This window comes from Paenibacillus sp. FSL L8-0644 (genome assembly GCF_038008165.1).
Lineage (GTDB): Bacteria > Bacillota > Bacilli > Paenibacillales > Paenibacillaceae > Paenibacillus > Paenibacillus polymyxa_D.
Window position 1 is genome coordinate 1,419,261 of record NZ_JBBOYN010000001.1, and the last position, 17,881, is coordinate 1,437,141.

General features: G+C 47.5%; 17 protein-coding genes. 16 read left to right on the plus strand and 1 reads right to left on the minus strand.

The genetic code is table 11. From position 1 onward, the window contains the following. The first annotated feature begins 153 nt into the window (after nucleotides 1-153). The 16 genes from NSS94_RS06365 (at nucleotide 154) to NSS94_RS06440 (ending at nucleotide 17,376) form a co-directional block, all read left to right on the plus strand. Entirely contained in the window at nucleotides 154-1,791 is a 1,638-nt protein-coding gene (locus tag NSS94_RS06365) for a sensor histidine kinase (RefSeq protein WP_029516188.1), read from the plus strand. 116 nt (nucleotides 1,792-1,907) lie between these two features. After that, nucleotides 1,908-2,546: a response regulator gene (locus NSS94_RS06370; RefSeq protein ID WP_165144639.1), complete on the plus strand. Its 639-nt coding sequence runs from the start codon at nucleotides 1,908-1,910 to the stop codon at nucleotides 2,544-2,546. Nucleotides 2,547-2,827: 281 nt separating this feature from the next. Beyond that, entirely contained in the window at nucleotides 2,828-3,571 is a 744-nt protein-coding gene (locus NSS94_RS06375) for a YveK family protein (RefSeq protein WP_029516190.1), read from the plus strand. Beyond that, nucleotides 3,555-4,193 carry a CpsD/CapB family tyrosine-protein kinase gene (locus tag NSS94_RS06380; RefSeq protein ID WP_340954615.1) on the plus strand — a complete coding sequence of 213 codons (639 nt, stop codon included), beginning with the start codon at nucleotides 3,555-3,557 and terminating at the stop codon, nucleotides 4,191-4,193. The genes NSS94_RS06375 and NSS94_RS06380 overlap by 17 nt, the downstream gene beginning before the upstream one ends. Nucleotides 4,194-4,232: 39 nt before the next feature. After that, nucleotides 4,233-5,126, plus strand: coding sequence for a UTP--glucose-1-phosphate uridylyltransferase GalU (galU, locus tag NSS94_RS06385; RefSeq protein ID WP_013309151.1), 894 nt, complete (start codon nucleotides 4,233-4,235; stop codon nucleotides 5,124-5,126). Between the two features lie 16 nt (nucleotides 5,127-5,142). Beyond that, complete coding sequence (locus NSS94_RS06390) at nucleotides 5,143-5,841, plus strand: sugar transferase (RefSeq protein ID WP_013309152.1); 699 nt, start codon at nucleotides 5,143-5,145, stop codon at nucleotides 5,839-5,841. Continuing rightward, the gene (locus NSS94_RS06395) at nucleotides 5,841-6,776 is read left to right on the plus strand and encodes a glycosyltransferase (RefSeq protein ID WP_039269526.1); all 936 of its coding nucleotides are present in this window, start codon (nucleotides 5,841-5,843) and stop codon (nucleotides 6,774-6,776) included. The genes NSS94_RS06390 and NSS94_RS06395 overlap by 1 nt, the downstream gene beginning before the upstream one ends. 10 nt (nucleotides 6,777-6,786) lie before the next feature. Further along, nucleotides 6,787-8,124, plus strand: coding sequence for an O-antigen ligase family protein (locus NSS94_RS06400; protein ID WP_341038990.1), 1,338 nt, complete (start codon nucleotides 6,787-6,789; stop codon nucleotides 8,122-8,124). A 4-nt stretch (nucleotides 8,125-8,128) separates the two neighbouring features. Next, complete coding sequence (locus NSS94_RS06405; RefSeq protein WP_013309155.1) at nucleotides 8,129-8,899, plus strand: WecB/TagA/CpsF family glycosyltransferase; 771 nt, start codon at nucleotides 8,129-8,131, stop codon at nucleotides 8,897-8,899. A gap of 5 nt (nucleotides 8,900-8,904) precedes the next feature. Continuing rightward, the gene (locus NSS94_RS06410; RefSeq protein ID WP_322251285.1) at nucleotides 8,905-10,347 is read left to right on the plus strand and encodes an O-antigen ligase family protein; all 1,443 of its coding nucleotides are present in this window, start codon (nucleotides 8,905-8,907) and stop codon (nucleotides 10,345-10,347) included. A 5-nt stretch (nucleotides 10,348-10,352) separates the two neighbouring features. Then, complete coding sequence (locus tag NSS94_RS06415) at nucleotides 10,353-11,732, plus strand: lipopolysaccharide biosynthesis protein (protein ID WP_029516196.1); 1,380 nt, start codon at nucleotides 10,353-10,355, stop codon at nucleotides 11,730-11,732. A gap of 22 nt (nucleotides 11,733-11,754) precedes the next feature. Then, nucleotides 11,755-12,594: a glycosyltransferase family 2 protein gene (locus NSS94_RS06420; RefSeq protein WP_039269533.1), complete on the plus strand. Its 840-nt coding sequence runs from the start codon at nucleotides 11,755-11,757 to the stop codon at nucleotides 12,592-12,594. After that, nucleotides 12,581-13,768: a glycosyltransferase family 4 protein gene (locus NSS94_RS06425; protein ID WP_340954620.1), complete on the plus strand. Its 1,188-nt coding sequence runs from the start codon at nucleotides 12,581-12,583 to the stop codon at nucleotides 13,766-13,768. The genes NSS94_RS06420 and NSS94_RS06425 overlap by 14 nt, the downstream gene beginning before the upstream one ends. After that, entirely contained in the window at nucleotides 13,765-14,913 is a 1,149-nt protein-coding gene (locus NSS94_RS06430; protein ID WP_341038994.1) for a glycosyltransferase family 4 protein, read from the plus strand. The genes NSS94_RS06425 and NSS94_RS06430 overlap by 4 nt, the downstream gene beginning before the upstream one ends. Nucleotides 14,914-14,941: 28 nt before the next feature. Beyond that, a complete protein-coding gene (locus tag NSS94_RS06435) occupies nucleotides 14,942-16,042 on the plus strand; it encodes a glycosyltransferase (protein WP_029516199.1) in 1,101 nt (366 codons plus the stop codon). Between the two features lie 5 nt (nucleotides 16,043-16,047). Further along, nucleotides 16,048-17,376, plus strand: coding sequence for a UDP-glucose dehydrogenase family protein (locus NSS94_RS06440; protein WP_029516200.1), 1,329 nt, complete (start codon nucleotides 16,048-16,050; stop codon nucleotides 17,374-17,376). Nucleotides 17,377-17,560: 184 nt separating this feature from the next. Here NSS94_RS06440 and NSS94_RS06445 read toward each other — a convergent pair whose 3' ends face one another. Beyond that, complete coding sequence (locus NSS94_RS06445) at nucleotides 17,561-17,875, minus strand: hypothetical protein (protein WP_341038996.1); 315 nt, start codon at nucleotides 17,873-17,875, stop codon at nucleotides 17,561-17,563. Between the last annotated feature and the right edge of the window lie 6 nt (nucleotides 17,876-17,881).

The following is a 17,881-nucleotide window of genomic DNA, read 5'->3' on the forward strand; positions in this document are numbered from 1 at the left end:
AATATGTTATAAAAAGTACCAATTTTTTTGGAATGTAACCGTTTACGTAAGAGTTTATGTCTTGTTATTTATTTTTGGATTGGTTATGATTTTTTAGAGTACACAAACCTAATATGCCCATCGTCCCTTCAAAACACAGAATAGGGTGACAGGATGAAGTTGAGGAAGTCAGCAGAAGACAAAATGATTTTTCTATACCGTTATGTATCACTATCTTTAACGTCACTTGTTTTTCTGTTCGAATCATCTAGATTAATCGTGTGGCAGAAGCTGTTACTGATTGGTTTTCTATTTTTATCCGTTACAGCATTTACTTGGATTTACCGTAAATACAGACTTCATGATATGGTATTGAAATGTAGCATTGCACTAGAAACAGCAGGGATCATTTTGTTGTTATTCCCGACCGGAGGGATAAATAGCCCGTTCAAATGGTATGTGATTACTCCCATGCTGGTAGCTTGTGCTCATCTATCTATGAGGTACAGCTGGACGCTCCTACTTTCTTATATCGGTTTGGTGCTTACATTTTGTTATATCTTTTTTACACCAGGTCAATATTTTTTGTGGGATCTTATATTGCAGAACATTAATTTGTTTCTGGTATTGATCGTAACCACGATGGCAATGCAGGTTATCGGCGTCATGAAGGACGAACTGAAGGTGGCTAAAGAACAAGCCAATGAGACGATGGATCATATCAAGTCAATTTACCACATCATGGAGACGACCAGCCATAATGAGGCATTAAATCTGGGTCAGGTCATCTCGGATTACACTGTCAAGCTTACCAAGCAGAGCCGTGCATTTTTCTGGCTGGATAGTCAGGAGGAGGATGCACCGGCAAGCAGCCAGACAGGCTGGACGGTGGAGGAGGAAGAGCAGCTATTCGAGGAACTGGAGAATTACCGGGAGGAGTTCAGGGAAGAACGCGAACCATTTTTCAGACATCTGCCAGAATGGGGCGACTTTCTCATGATCACCGTACCGATGACGACCCGCTTTGTAGCGACGATTGGCCTCAAGCTGGGACCGGATCAAAGTCTGACAGGAAGACGCTGGCTCGTGCAACAACTGATATTCTTGGCTGAGCTGAGTGCTGTGTTTTTGGAGCGCTATGAGCTGGAGCGTATTGAGAATCAATTGATTGTGACGAATGAGCAGAACCGGATTGCAAATGAAATGCATGACAATGTTTCTCAGAGCCTTTTTGGTATTGTGTACGCAACGCATTCTCTCCGGCAAACCTGGTGTCATCAGCCAAAGGAGCAGGTGGAGGAGCAAATTGATCTAATTCAGCAATCTGCCAACCAAGCGGTTAGAGAGCTGAAAGGAGCGATTCATAGTCTAAGCTCGAAAAAAAGCGGAGGCTCAACTTGGTTAGGGACGGTGAAAAGTCATCTGCATACACTATCCAAGCTGAATCATGTACAAATTGATTTTGACATTCATGGTGATCATTATTCACTTCCGTATTTGTACCAAAAGGCTTTGTTCCGCATCATTTCCGAAGCGGCGGGGAACGCAATCCGTCATGGATTGGCCAAGCGAATTGATGTGAAGTTAAAATTGACGCCCCAAGTGATTAGACTGTCTATTCATGACGACGGAGTAGGGTTTGAGACGGCGAGAATGGTAGCAGGAGGTGAGGCGGTCAGTGCAGGCGGGGGCCTGGGCATGATGAATATGGAATATTTAGCTCAATCGATGGGAGGCGAATTTGATATTTCAAGTCGAATCGGAGAAGGAACACAGATCCGATTGTCCATTCCGGTAAATGCTTATGAATGAGGATTTTGCAAAATTCTCGAATAAAATGTGTGAACATTCTGCAATACAAAATCTGCGGTAACAATCGGATACATAGGGATTATGCAAATCCTGAACTGTAGACAGGAGGCCGAATCATGAAAATTGTCATTGTCGATGATCATCCTTTAGTACGGAAAGGACTTGCTGCGGTTATATCCATGCAGCCCAATGTTCAGTTTGCGGGAGAGGCCCAGAATCAACAGGAAGCACTTGTGGTGATTGAGGAAACGGATCCGGATCTGGTGCTGCTGGATTTGAAACTAGCTGATGAATCAGGGCTGGATATTATCAAGATAGCGCGCGGACGTGGTTTCAGAAGTAAATTTATTTTGCTGACCTCTTCCGCAACACGTGAAGATTTTCTGAAAGCAGAGGAAGCTTCCGTGGACGGTTATGTGCTTAAGGAAGCGTTGCCTGAGGAACTAATTTACGCGATTCATCTTGTCAACAAAGGACGCAAATATTATGATCCGGCTATTCTCGAAAACAAGCTGCGTGAAGATGCGGGCAATCTGACGGACGACCTGACGCCAAAGGAAAAGGAAGTGCTGGTCGAGTTGGGACAAGGAGCTTGCAATCGTGAAATTGCATCCCGATTATTTATCAGTGAGTTTACAGTCAAAAAGCATGTCAGTCAGATCCTGGCCAAGCTGCGGCTGGCGGATCGCACGCAGGCAGCGTTGTATGCCAATGCCATTGGTCTGGCGAAGTACGAGCCAACAAACATTGTATGATGCGCTGACTCTATAAGTTGCATTGCACTTTCATATGCGAGTGGAATGAAAAGCCTTAAAATCACCAATTTTTGTGATTTTGAGGCTTTTTTCGATTTCTTTTTCCATAATCAACAATGTATGGTACAAAAGTATACCATGCCGTATCCGAAAGTATACATTTCCCTCCCCCTGTAGTGAGGGAGAAAGTGCCATTCGGTTCCATGTCGTTCACAGAGCCAATTGTTACAATAAAGTCATACTTAAATATGAAGAGAAATTGTATAGGAGGGAGGATTTTTGTGGAGAAAACCATTTTGGATTATCTAGTCCTGATTAAAAGAAGATTGTGGCTGATTGCGATTTTTGTCATTCTCTCATGTGTAACAACATACTTTGTGAGCGACAATGTCGTGAAGCCAGTCTACTCCGCTTCAAGCCAACTGCTGGTTAATCATATTTCCGCCAAGCAGGGGAGCAACAATCTGAACGACGTCAACACAAGTCTTAATTTGGTGGAAAGCTACAAGCAAATTCTCACTTCACCTAAAATTATGGACGCTGTTGTAGCGACTCATCCCGAGTTCGGTTTGACACAGCAGAAGTTGGCAGAAAAGCTGCAGATTAAATCCTCGGATAAAAGTCAGGTTATCGGTTTGACGTTTGAGGCAGGGAGCTATCCACAGGCCGCAGCGGTTGTAAACGCGGTTACCCAGAAATTCGTACAGACGGTTCCGGGATTGATGGAATTGAATAATGTGAAAATTTTAAATGAAGCGGATCCTCAGGCCAATCCTGACCCGATTAATGGGAACCCGCTCATGAATATTGCGATTAGTTTTCTCGTATCGCTGATGATTGCATTGGGCACGATTGTGTTCCTGGAAAGCATTAACGGCACGCTGCGCTCGGAAAAAGAGGCAGACGCAGACATCGGTATTCCGGTAATTGCATCGATTCCAGTCATTCGCAAGAAGGACATCGATGGAGCAGCTGGAAATTCCAAAGAACGGGTAGGGGAGCGTAAATATGCTGCGATTGAATGACATGTTGATTACAGAAAGTAATCCATCATCGTATATCTCGGAATCATTTCGATCCCTCCGTACATACATTCGGCAGCAGGTGATTGGACAAAAGGACCGTGGGACGGTTCTATTGTTGACCTCGCCGGAAAGCGGAGCGGGTAAAACAACACTGCTCGCCAACATCGGAGTTTCTTTTGCACAAGAAGGCAAGAAGGTGGCTCTGGTGGATTGCAATCTGCATAAACCAGCGCTGCACGAGATATTCGGAATGGAGAGTACCGGAGGTCTATCGGCTTATTTGCGCGGTGGGGCTTCTTCCAAGTCTATCGTTAGGCATGGTGGCCTGGAGCTATCGGTTGTTCCCGGTGGAGACACCCTGTACAACGCAGCGGATCTGCTCGGTAGCGAACGTATGGCTGAGCTGCTGGAAGAGCTCAAACGTGAATATGACATCATCTTACTCGATTCAGCTCCGGCGCTGAATTATACGGATGCTCGCCTGATTGCAGGTTTGACAGATGGTGTGATTCTCGTTGCTAAACATGGTCGTACCAAACGGGAAGATCTGCGCAAAACAAAGCAACTCATGGAGCAGGCCAGTGCGACGCTGGTTGGAATTGTGATGAATCAGGTGAAGTAAGCAACACCAAAATTCGATGAAGCAAGGAGAATGAGTGCGATGACGAAAAGAGTGAAAAAGGCCATTATTCCAGCAGCAGGGTTAGGTACGCGCTTCCTCCCTGCCACCAAAGCGATGCCTAAGGAAATGCTTCCAATTATCAACAAGCCTACGATTCAATATATCGTGGAAGAAGCAATTGCTTCTGGTATTGAGGACATTATTATCGTTACGGGTAAAGGTAAACGTGCCATTGAGGATCACTTTGACAACGCATTTGAGCTGGAGTCAAAACTGCTCGAGGACGGAAAACTGAAGCTTCTGGAGGAAGTACAGCGTTCTTCGGGAGTGGAAATTCACTACATTCGCCAAAAAGAACCCAAAGGTCTTGGACATGCGGTATGGTGCGCAAGACGCTTTATCGGGGACGAGCCGTTTGGTGTGCTGCTGGGCGATGATATCGTAACAGGTCAGAAGCCTTGCCTGCGCCAGCTGATGGATCAGTATGAGGAAACACAAAATTCGGTTATCGGTGTGCAGCGGGTACCGCAGGAATTTACGAACCGGTACGGCATCATTGAACCGGATCAGCAGGACGGACGCTTGTACCGAGTGAATAATTTTATAGAAAAACCAGCTCCAGGCACAGCGCCATCCGATTTGGCTATTATGGGTCGCTACGTGTTCTCACCGAAAATTTTCAAATATCTTGATCTTCAGGAAAAAGGAGCTGGCGGCGAAATTCAGTTGACGGATGCGATCCAAAAGCTGAATCAGAGTGAGCGTGTGTACGCCTATGATTTTGAAGGCACACGCTATGACGTAGGTGAGCGTCTTGGATATATTTTAACCACACTTGAATTTGCACTTGCCAGCGATGATTTGAAGTATCCGGTTATGGAGGCTATGAATGAATGGTTGAAAAAGACCGAGAAAGCAACCACGGCAGGTTGAGAGGGGGTACGTCAGCATGAGCATGGAAAATTTACCGGAGGACGGCGAGGCTGTCATGTCAGGTAAAGCGTTTTACATGCCATACGGAAATACACAAATTCAGGATAAAACGTCCTACCTGGTCACAAAACGCCTCCTTGATATGCTGCTGTCGTTCGTGGGCTTGATCGTCTTGCTTCCGCTTTTTGTAGTGGTAGGCGTATTGATTAAGCTCGAAGACCCAAAGGGAAGCGTGTTTTTCAAGCAAACTCGGGTGGGCAAGAATGAGAAGTTATTCGATATGTATAAATTCCGTTCAATGGTGTCCAATGCTGAGGAATTGAAAAAGGACTTGATGGAGCTGAATGAAGTGAGCGGCGCCATGTTCAAAATTAAAAACGATCCTCGGATCACGAAAATTGGTAGTTTTCTGCGCAAGACGAGTATTGATGAGATTCCGCAGCTGTGGAACGTGTTGGTCGGCGACATGACTTTAGTCGGTCCGCGTCCGCCGTTGCCCAGCGAGGTCGAGCAATATTCCGATTATGATAAGCAACGCCTGATTGTAACACCGGGATGTACGGGTTACTGGCAGGTGAGCGCACGTAACAGTGTAGGCTTCGAAGAAATGGTGCAAATGGATTTGAAGTATATTCATGTACGCAATACGTGGCTCGATTTGAAAATCATCATGAAAACAGGCGTTAAAATGCTGTTCTCCAAGGATGCTTATTGATGGATGCATTCAAGCGATGTCCCGCAGTATCCGTCGTTATTTGCACCTATAACCGGGCGGATCTGCTGGAAAAAACGTTAATGTCCCTGCTGGAGCTGGAAGACCTCGCACTGGCTGAGATCATTGTGGTCGATAATCGGTCCACCGATCATACAGCGGCGACGATCAAAAGGTTCACTGTCGCACATGGTCAGAATATCCATCTCCGATATCATTATGAGCGAGAGCAAGGACTGTCTGCAGCTCGTAATGCAGGTATTACGTTATCAAGAGCGGAAGTCATTGCTTTTCTCGATGATGATGCAATTCCGTGTGTTACATGGTTGCAAACGATTATGTCGGCATTCGGGAACAATCCTGAGCTGACGGCTATGGGTGGGAAAATTGACCCTATGTTTGAGACGGAACGACCGGGTTGGCTGACAGGCCCGCTTGAACTGCCTTACACGATTATTGATTTGGGCAAAGCCGTTCGTGAGTACCCGTCGGGACTGAATCCATTCGGAGCGAATATGGCGATGCGCAAAACGGCTTTTGCCGCCGTTATGTTCCCGCTTCATCTAGGCAGAAAGGGAGATATCCTTCTATCTGGTGAAGAATCGTGGGTATTCGAGCAAATCCGTAAAAATGGTGGAACGATTATGTATCATCCACACATGTCTGTGGAACATTTTGTGCCGGCTTCACGGTTAACGAAAGAATGGATCATGAACCGCTACTATTGTCAGGGCATGTCTAACGCTGCTCAGGCCGTAGGTCTGCGCGGCAACGCGATGCTGATGGCGAAGACGGCAGCCAAAGTGTTATACATCACGGCGGATTCCCTGCTGGCACGTAGTGAGGGCAGGAAGCTGTTGAACCGGTGCAGGCTTGAAAGTATCCGTGGGACGCTGGATACACTGCGCAACCGGAAAAGCGAGTCAGCTGCGGGGTGAAAGATGGAACATGAGTAACTATCCTTGGACTACTAGAATAAACACCATACAGCATGTTTTTATTTTTCTACTGGGCGCTCTTGCTGTAGGAATTGCGGCTACCTATCAGCCGGTGGTCAGTATTGCGGCGGTATGTTTACTGCTCTTGCTGGCTGTTTCTATCCATCATCCGGAGCGCATCAGCTATGCTGTTTTGCTAAGTACAGCAGTCTCAGTCGATTCTCTGTATCAGGGCGGCGTGTTCGGTATTGAGATTTTGTCATTGTACAAATTGGGCATTTTGGCTCTGCTGGTGCCGTGCATGCTCGTGTATGGCATACGTCTCAAGTTCAGCTATCCGGTCTGGGCATTGGTGATCATGCTGGGGATCACATTTGGATTTTCAGCATGGATGCCTTTGTTAACGACCTCGATTGCCGTCAAGGCGTTCGTCGGTTTATCACTCCCTTTCTTTTTTTTACTGATCCAGTGGAAAAAGGATGTGGCAGAAAAGCATATCCGACTGATCAGTCTGTTGCCAATTATTAGTGTGGTCATTGGGCTGGGTTTGCAGGTTCTAGGGCTGCATTCGTTTACGGATGTGGAATTTACGGGCGCAGTCAGAGTACAAGGAGCGAATATACCGCCGCATCTGGCAATGCTCTCCTTTCTCGGAATTGCCGTCTCTCTAATTGAGGTCAAGCGCAAACCCAAGCAAGCCGCTTTTTATTACACAGTGTTGGCACTGAACTTTTTGATTCTGATCGCCACCGGTACACGTGGACCGATTCTGGCATTGTTATTAATGTTTGCTGTGTATCTGTTTGATATTGCCTGTCAGTACCTCAAGGGGAAAGTCAATTATTTGCTACCGCTGGCCGGATCGTTTTTGGTTGCTCTGGGGGCGGTGGCCCTGCAATGGAACAATTTAAAAAAACGCTCCTTCGAACGGGAGACCGATACAGGCATTGACCTGTCGGGACGCTCGGAGGCATGGGAATATTTTTTGAACAGAGTACATGATTACCCTTGGTCAGGTAGAGGTCTTGGCGCGGTAACGGTTGCGAACGACGGGACGTTATTCAATGGTTTCGTTGTACCGCATAATGAGTATATTCGCTTTTATTTTGACACGGGATATATCGGTTGCGGGCTATTAATGCTTTCATTGCTGATCGTGTTCGCTCTCATTTACCGGTCGCTTGCCAAGTCTATCAAACCTTATTTTGCAAGCTTAATTGCAGGCTTTCTGATCTACTCGTTTTCAGATAATACGTTGTCGACGGTTCAGATGATTATTCCATTTTGCTGGTATTTAAACGCGTTATACCAGACATCTACTCAAACCGATTTTCGCAAAGAGAAGTGATACGATGAGCAGAGTGAACATGTTCGATGTCAACTTTGATAATTACGATTTTAATGATCTACTCGAATTTATAGATACTTCTATTGAACATCAGCGTCATTCCTACATTTTGACCTGTAATGTCGATCATGTGATCAAGCTTCGCAAGGATGATGAATTCCGCAAGGTGTATTCAGATGCCGGAGCTGTAGTGGCCGATGGGATGCCTATCATATGGGCGTCCAAGTTGCTGAAAAAGCCCCTCAAACAAAAAGTGTCCGGGTCAGATTTGTTCACTCGGTTGGGGGAGGCTTTTGAGGATCGAGGCTATCGTTTATTTTTTCTGGGTGCAGCTGACGGTATTCCTGAGAAGGCTATGCTCAATCTCCAGGAATCTTATCCGAACATGAACGTGGTGGGCTGTTACTCTCCTTCTTATGGATTTGAGAAAAACGAAGAGGAGAACAGACACATTGTCCAATTGCTGCAAGAGGCTCGCCCGGACATCGTTTTTGTTGGTGTAGGCGCACCTAAACAGGAAAAATGGATTTACAGATATTATGAGACTTACCGCGCTCCGATTTCGATTGGGGTGGGAGCGACCTTTGATTTCCTGTCGGGAAATGTGAAAAGAGCACCGGAGCTGATGCAGAAGACGGGATTTGAATGGTTCTGGAGATTGTCTCAGGAGCCTAAACGATTGTGGAAAAGATATTTGATTGAGGATTCCCAATTTCTCGTTCTGCTGTTTAAGGAGATGTTCAAGCGGAAGCGGATGAAGGGAGGTCAGGGGTGAGAAACATGAGTCGGTTGGCAGATCAGCAGATTTCCGTTTGGCTAGGAAATCGGCGTGGAATCGGCATGATCGGCATGGGGTTGCTGGCTTGTATGCTGCCACTCGCCATCGGATTTGCCAGCGCCAAGATGAATCCCACCATGAGCCAGCAGGGAGCCATATTGCTGGCGCTCGTTTTTCCGGCCTTCCTGCTGGCGATCTTGCAATCCCGGCTACTGATTCCTTACACGCTGGCAGTGTGGGCAGTAGGCCCGGAAATCCGCCGTATTGCGGATTGGTTGGAGGGAACGTACCACTCGGTTTCCTTGTTGAGCGTGGCACCGCTGCTGGTAAGCAGTATGTTGATTATTCCTGTGCTGCGGGGTATTCATCTGGCGGAAAAGCCATTAACCCGAATTGCTGTATTTTTCGGCATAGAATTGGCCTACGGAAGTGTCGTCGGGTTATTCAAAAATGGTATTGTTTTTGCTTATGATTTAGCCAATTATGTGGTTCCTTTGATCCTATTGCCATATTTTGCGATTAAGCCCATGAAAGCGAAGGAACTGGACCGACTGCTGTATTCATATGCCAACATTGCTGTTCTTGTGGCGATTTACGGCATTATTCAGTATTTGACAGTTCCTCCTTGGGATGCATTTTGGATGAATCATGTAGAAATGAATTCCATTGGTGTTCCAGAACCGCTTCAAATCAGAGTGTTTTCTTCCATGAACTCGCCCGGTCCGTGCGCTATTTTCCTGGCGATGGCACTTGTACCCATGCTAATGGAAAAACGGTGGCGTGGCACTTTGGGATGGATCGGAATTCTGCTGACGGTCGTTTGTCTCTTAATCACGCTGGTACGTTCAGCCTGGCTAATTGCATTCGTCATGTTGTTGGCTTATATTCTCAGTTCATCTTCCAAGGGGAAGTGGAAGACCTTGGTTCAACTAGCTGTCGTCGGTCTTCTTCTCTACATTATTGTTCCAAAACTTCCAGGGGCAGAGGGTTTGGTGGCTCGTATGCAGACGCTGACGGATATTCAACAGGATCATTCGTACAACGAGCGTTTGGATTTACTGCATACGATGCTTCCGGCAATTACTAGCAATCCAGTCGGGCAGGGGATCGGGAGTGTAGGAATCGGAACCAAGCTTGATAACGGCGGCGATCTCGGTGAACTTGGGATTATGGATAATGGGTATATTGCCATTTTCCTCACCTTCGGTATTTTCGGAGCATTCTTTTTCTTCGGTGGTCTGTTCGTTATCATCAAGCGCCTTCTCGTCCGTATTGCCGAACGAGATTCCAGTCAGCCTTATATCAGACTGGCGTTGGCTACGTGGGCCGGAGCTGTAGCCAGTCTCATATCGGATAATGGTTTCCCGGGTATGCGCGGCTATCTGATCTGGATGATGATCGGAATAGGACTATGGGCAAAAGATGTCATCGCGGAAAGAAGGTAAAGGCTGTGCAAAACTTACAAGCATTATCCGCACCTGTCCGGACACTATGGTCCACAGTGATTCGGTTTGCCAAAAGCAAGGATAACAGCTCTGCAGCAGTAAAAACGATGATATTCAGTATGCTGATTCTCGTCGTGAACATGCTGACTGGTGTGCTAACGGCACGATTCCTGGGTCCTACTGGACGCGGGGAACAGACAGCGATGGTGAACTGGTCTCAATTTCTCGCCTTCTGCATGAGCTTCGGTGTCCCTTCTGCATTGATTTACAATGCGAAAAGGAAACCGGAGGAAACGGGCAAGCTGTATGGTTTGGCCTTGTTGTTGGCTACCATGTTCGGGGGCTTGGCGACACTCGTCGGAGTATTTCTAATTCCTTATTGGCTGCGCTCTTTTTCTTCATCGGTCATCCTTTTCGCGCAGTGTTCCATGATGATGTGTCCGCTCATAGCGATTTCACAGATCAATAATGCATTGCTTCAAGTTCGCTCGGAATATAAGCAGTACAATTTATTCCGGTATCTGGTACCGCTAAGTACGTTGCTGGGTCTGGCGATTCTGATCCTAACCGGAAATATGAATCCGTACACCTCGGCATTGGCTTATTTACTACCAGGCTTGCCGATTTATATCGGTGTCACGATACGGATGATTCGGCTGTACAAACCCAAGGTGAAGAACAGCTGGACGCAATTTAAAAATCTCTTTACCTACGGTATGGGTTCATACGGAAATGATCTCATGGGGCAGGTTTCCACTTATATTGATCAGATTTTGATTGCGGGTCTGCTCAGACCCGCTGATCTCGGTTTATATGCAGTAGCGGTCAGCTTGGCCAGGATGGTGAATGTATTTTCTACCTCGATCATTGTCGTGCTGTTTCCCAAAGCCTCTGGTCTGAATAAGGAAGAGGCGGTGGACATAACATTTCGGGCATTTCGAGTGACATCAACAGCAACCTTTCTGGCTGCGATGATGCTGATGCTGATTGCTCCGTTCGTATTTACATTGTTATATGGTCAAGAGTTTAAACAAGCGCTTACGGTATTCCGGTTCCTTGTGCTTGAGGTTGCTATCAGTGGAGGGACCATGGTGCTGGCACAACAATTTATGGCGTTGGGTAAGCCCAAACTGGTTACCATTCTACAGGGTGTCGGATTGGCGCTCGTCATTCCATTGCTGTCCATACTCGTGCCGAGATATGGATTGACGGGTGCAGGGATAGCAATGCTGTCTTCGGGGATTCTACGGTTCATTTTCATTTTATGTAATGTTAAATTCGTTCTAAAAATGAAGATTCCAAGACTGCTTATTTCCAAACAAGATTTTCAATGGCTCCGATCAACGATGTCACACTACATCCGGAAAAAGCCAGTTAACGGTTAGATAAAGAAGGAGGCACCCGCTAATGAACCACATGTCTAGCGTTCCCGCGGACAACCGGATATCCGTAGTTATTATCGCTCAGGATGATGGCACTCGAATCACAGCCGCCATTAAATCCTGCAAGCCCTTTGCGGACGATATCGTCGTCATTGACGGAGGGAGCAAGGACAATACGATTCAGGTAGCTGAATCCTTGGGCTGTCGGGTGTTTTCTAACCCGTGGCCCGGTTATGCCAAGCAGCGCATGTTTGGTGTTGAAAAAGCGGAATTTGATTGGATATTCCTGATTGATACGGACGAAGTAGTGGATGCAGAGTTGCTTGGAGATTTGTTGAAAGTAAAAGAAACGCTCCACGATCCGGCCAAAGCATATTCCGTATTTCGGATTGGCGATTTTCTCGGCAAATGGATGAATAAAGGCGAATATCTGGTTCGTTTGTACAATCGTCGTATTTATGGCATTACGAATAGTCTTGTTCATGAAATGCCGGATGTAGCCTCTTCCCAGATTGTCAATCTGGAGGGTGTGTTATGGCACTACGGCTTCCGCAGCATCAGTGATCATATGACCCGTTTTAATAAATATACAGATCTGGAAGCAGAGACGGCATTTAACAAAGGAAGATCCTTTCGGATGACCAGACTGTTGTGGCGGCCCCCTGCCCGCTTTGTGCAGAAGTATTTTGTCCAAGGCTTATACCGCAAGGGATTGGCGGGTTTTGCCGTAGCCGTTTTCTGGGTGATGTATGAGTTTCTCGTCTGCTTCAAGCATTATGAGCTAACCAAGCGGCGAAAAAAGATAGAAATCGTGGATGACGGACATACCGAGCAGAAAGGAGAAACCAGCTATGTCGTACAATAACGGATTTCGTATTGCGGCAACGGGGTTGAGCTGGCCGTCTTTGCAGCCAGGAGGCCTCAACACATATTTCCAATCGATCTGTGAGCAGCTTACGTTAGAGCGCAATACGTTGGATGCTCTAATCTGTAGTGACGAGCAGCCGCAAGCGCCCGACCGTATTCGGATTCATACGATTGGCAGCAAGCAGCAATCCATCTGGAAGCGCCGGGAGCTAATGCAAAAATATGCAGCAGAGTTGTTCGACAAGCAACCGGTGGATATATTGTATTCCCATTTTGCTCCCTATAGTGTCGGGCCAGCGCTGGAGGCGAAAAAAAGAGGAATCCCGGTAGTTACCACCTTTCACGGACCGTGGACGGAGGAAATGAAGATTGAAGGACAGGGTATCAAGCATTTTCTAAAAACGACGTTGGCTAAATCCATTGAAATGAAGGCCTACGGTCTGTCGGATAAATTTATAGTGCTAAGCGAGACTTTTCGGGATATTTTGCATGAGCACTATAAGGTTCCACTCAGCAAAATTCACATTATTCCCGGAGCGGCGAATGTAGAAAGGTTCCACCCGGCAGAGGATCGGGGAGCAGTACGAGAGCGCCTGAATTTGCCGCAAAACGCGACGATTGTGCTAACCGTTCGTCGTCTTGTTAATCGAATGGGACTGCTACAGCTACTCGAAGCATGGCGACGAGTAACCGAGCGTCATCCTGATCATCTGCTGCTGATTGGAGGGAAGGGCCCCTTGATGGAGGAATTGGCTTCCAAGGTAGCGGAATACAATCTTCATAACCATGTAAGGTTGCTCGGTTATGTGTCGGATGAGGAGCTTCCACTGTACCATCAAGCATCGAATTTGTTCGTCGTACCTACACAGGCGCTGGAAGGTTTCGGTCTGATCACGGTGGAGGCAATGGCTTCGGGACTGCCAGTGCTGGCCACTCCTGTGGGCGGTAGCAAGGAAATTTTAAGAGGATTCCGTCCCGAGCTATTGTTCCAGGGAACGGACAGTGAAGCCATTGCTGAAGGATTGCTGCGTGTGCTGGATCATCGTGAACTTCTACCGAATGCAAGGGAATGCCGGGACCATGTCCTGAGCAGATATACATGGGGACATGTAGCGGAGCAGGTGGAAGAGGTGTTCCGACAGGTCCTTGACAGAAAGGCGGCGGCGAAATGATGAGAGTAGCTTATATTGACCATACGGCAAGATGGAGCGGCGGCGAAGTCGCTTTGTATAACATACTGACGAATATCGGGGAACATATCGACCCGCTCGTTATTTTGGCAGAGGAGGGTGATTTGGCAGATCGGCTTCGGCAGCGTGATATTGATGTGCGCATCATTCCATTGGACGATTCGATTCGCAATCGGGGACGGAACGCCGTGAATCTAGGTGCGCCTGCAGCAGCTTTTCGTTTGCTGGCATACGGTAGAAAACTTGCGCCCTTGCTGCGTGAGGAAAAGGTCGTGTGCGTTCACACGAACTCGCTCAAGTCTGCACTGTATGGTACAGTAGCTGCCAAATCGGCGAAGCTGCCCTTGATCTGGCATATCCGTGACCACATCGGTCCGCCGTATCTGAAGCCGATTGTAGCCAAAGGGATTCGGCTGATGTCCCGCTTTTTGCCCAACGGAGTGATTGCCAATTCCAAGTCCACGCTGAGTGCATTGGAGTTACCCCCGGACAAAAAGACGCTCGTCGTTTATTCCGCTTTTGCCAAAGCAATTACAGCACGTGACACGGCTGCGCATTCACGTGGTGATGACTCGTTTAACGTCGTATTGGTCGGCAGATTGGCGGAATGGAAGGGACAACATATTTTACTGGAGGCGGCACGTTCCTTTTTACCGGATCAGCGCGTGAAATTCTGGCTGGCTGGAGATGCATTGTTCGGAGAAGAGGAATACAAGCAACGATTAGAGTCTACGATGCGCGAATACGGGTTGGCTAATGTCAATCTGCTGGGGCACGTCGATGACATTCAAGGCCTGATGCAGCGTTGTGATTTGCTGATTCATACCTCTATCACACCAGAACCATTCGGCCAGGTCATTATTGAAGGCATGGCTGCTGGTCTCCCAGTGATTGCTTCCAATGAGGGTGGACCCAAGGAAACGGTGGTACCCCATGAAACCGGGCTACTTATTGAACCGGGTGACCCGGCTAAGCTGGAAGAAGCCATCCGCTGGATGTTGGAGCATCCACAGGAACGTCAGCAGATGGGTGAGAGAGGGATGGAACGGGTCAAGAAGCATTTTGTCATCGAGAACACAGTTAAGGATATAGTTCATTACTATAAGGGTTTGTTGGCAGGAGTCTGACCGACATTCGCGTTAAAGGATGATTCAGATGAAAATAGCGATAGCACACGATTACTTAATCCAAATGGGCGGAGCGGAAAGGGTAGTAGAGGTATTCCACGATATGTATCCGGAAGCTCCTATCTTCACAACGGTGTTCAGCGACGACCGCCTGTCGCGTAACTTGAAAGATGCGGATATTAGAGCCACTTGGCTACAAAAGGTCCCAGGAGTGAAGGCCAACTTCAAAGGAGTGCTGCCGCTATATCCCATCGCTATCCGTGATTTTGATTTTAGGGATTTCGATATTGTTTTAAGCTCCAGCAGTGCATTTATGAAAAGCATCCAGGTACCCAAACATACGTTTCACATTTGTTATTGTCACACACCGATGCGGTTTGCCTGGGATTACGATACATATATGGCCCGGCAGTCCAAATCCAACCTGCTCAAAAACATGCTAAAGCTGTACATGAACCGGTTGAAAACATGGGATGCCAAAACTTCGCGCAACGTAGACCAGTTTGTCGCCAACTCTTCGGTTGTTAAAAGAAGAATTTTGCACTATTACCAAAGGGATTCGGATGTCATTTTCCCACCTATTAATACATCCCGTTTTAAACGCGCTACAAACATCGGTGACTATTACCTGATCGTATCCCGATTGGTGTCCTACAAGCGCATCGATCTCGCGATCGAAGCATTCAAACGTAACGGTCTCAAGCTGCGCATTGTGGGTGAAGGACCAGATCGTAAACGACTCGAAGGTATGGCTGCCCCGAACATTGAGTTCCTCGGCAGGCTTGAGGACGAAGAGGTTAACAAGCTGATGGCAGAATGCCGAGCGCTCGTTTTTCCGGGCGAAGAGGACTTCGGTATTACGCCTTTGGAGGCGAATGCGGCCGGACGGCCTGTCATCGCTTTTCAGGGTGGGGGAGCGCTGGATACGATTGTTCCTCATGTAAACGGCGTATTTTTCCGCAAGCATCAAGTAGAGGATGTGCTAGAGGCCGTCGCAAAGGTCGAGCAGCATGCATGGAATGTGGACGATATCATTACCCATGCCCGCAAATTTGATGAAGATAACTTCAAGGATCAACTGAAAAAGTATGTAGAACAAGCCTATGTGAACTTTCTAAAAGGAGGATGAACGGAATGAAGCTGGCTGTAATTGGTACTGGATACGTTGGGCTCGTCTCGGGTGTATGTTTTGCGCAAAAAGGTAATGAGGTGATTTGTGTCGATCTGGAGCAGTACAAAATCGACATGTTGAACCGGGCAGAATCTCCGATTTATGAACCGGGTATTGAGGAATTGATCGCGCTGAATCTGGAAGCAGGTCGATTGGAGTTTACTTCGGATTTGGCTGATGCGGTACGCCGCTCGGATATCGTCATTTTGGCGGTAGGTACGCCTTCTCTGGCTAACGGCGAGGCGAACTTGTCCTACATTGAACAGGCGGCTGCTGATGTTGGGAAAGCCATGAACGGGTATAAGATTATTATGACCAAGAGTACTGTACCTGTCGGAACGAACGAAAAGATTAAGGACGTATTGGCTCGTCACACGAGTTTGTCTTTCGATATCGTATCTGCGCCGGAGTTTCTGAGAGAAGGCTCAGCCATCAATGATACGCTTCATCCGGATCGCATCATTATTGGTTTGGACAATACTGGATTGCGTGAAACCATGGTCACTCTGCATCAGGTGTTCACGGATAAAATCTATGTGACGGATATCCGTAGTGCTGAAATGATCAAATACGCGTCCAATGCGTTCCTGGCAACTAAAATTTCGTTTATTAACGAAATCGCTAATATTTGCGAAAAGGTTGGCGCCGATGTAACCTGTGTGGCTGATGGCATGGGTATGGACAAACGGATCGGCTCCTCTTTCCTACAAGCAGGGATCGGGTATGGTGGCTCTTGCTTTCCAAAAGACACAAATGCGCTTATCCAAATTGCGGGTAATGTAGACTATGAATTTAAGTTGTTGAAATCGGTGGTCGAGGTGAATACCGACCAGCGCTTTATGATTGTATCCAAGCTGCGTGAATCGCTGGGTCAACTGAACGGTGTGTCGATTGGCATTTGGGGCCTCGCCTTCAAGCCAAATACAGACGACATCCGCGAAGCTCCAGCACTGGAAATCGTAGAAACACTCATTCAGGCAGGCGCAATTGTCAAACTGTATGATCCCATTGCGATGGATAAATTCAAGGAGCACGTGGATCACCCGAATATTGTGTGGTGCTCATCCCCACAGCAAGCCGCCGAAGGTAGCGACGCTGTGTGCCTGTTGACCGATTGGGAAGAGTTCAAAAAGGTCGATCTCGTACAACTGGCCTCCCTTCTGCGCAAACCGGTTCTAATTGACGGTCGTAACGTATTCGCCGAGGAACAGATTCAAGGCTCCGGGCTGGAATACTATTCCGTGGGGCGTCCGCGGATGAGTGGGTGGAACAGAGATAAAGTGGAAGTTTAAAAAGTGACTGTGGTGGTGGGGGAGGCGCTGCGCGTGCAGATTGTTCTTCCGATTGCTGTTACCCCCGGATTTTCTTGATTGTGTAAAACATTCAAAGGTTAAAATCCGGGGGTAAAGGCAAACGCTGACGCTTCTTCAGAACAATTCTGCCCGCTCCGCTGCTTTCCGCCGTGGAGTCACAGTTTTAAACTCCCACCTTATGGGATGGGAGTAGGAAGGGCGTATCGGAAGGAGCGGCGCGGTTGATGCCGCTCCTTCCGATCAAAGCACCTCGCGGCTGGGCCGAGCGCGTGAGCGCTAACAGGCTGACCGGACTTAATAATGTCCGGTCACGCCTTTTGCAATAAACGGTATGATCGGCATGATGCATTTTTGAGTAGCGCAGGGATGGATTTGAATCTGGAGAAGCGATAGCGTTCGCCTTTGGATCGGGATTCAAACCTATATACGATTTTATACAATCGAATGAATCCCGGTCCAACAGCGATCGTAAGATCAAATCCAG